This is a genomic window from Escherichia sp. AM3 (assembly GCF_032029835.1).
GTDB lineage: Bacteria > Pseudomonadota > Gammaproteobacteria > Enterobacterales > Enterobacteriaceae > Escherichia > Escherichia coli.
The window spans coordinates 1-242 of record NZ_JAVUPQ010001253.1 but is presented as its reverse complement, the minus strand read 5'-3'; the positions used below and the strand labels follow the sequence as shown (position 1 = coordinate 242).

General features: G+C 59.1%; 1 pseudogene. It reads right to left on the bottom strand.

Going from position 1 to position 242, the window contains the following annotated elements:
• Positions 1 to 242, bottom strand: a pseudogene (locus RTW80_RS30535) (phosphatase PAP2 family protein); the annotation flags it as partial.

Genomic DNA, 242 nt, shown 5'->3' with positions numbered 1-242 from the left:
GAACAAAGCGTTGCCAGCAGCGGGCCGGCAACCACTTCCGAGACGGAATGCACATGGATGACCAGCCGCGAATAGCCCACCACAGCGGCCAGAACATAGACGGTAATAATGGCCGCTTTATGCAGACCGACGGAGAAACGGGAGCTGAGTAGCCACAGGAAGATAGGCCAGAAGGCCGCGGAAGCCGGTGTAATCCAGCTCACAAATGCCCCAGCCCATAAAGGCCAGGTTGGGGGCGCAGA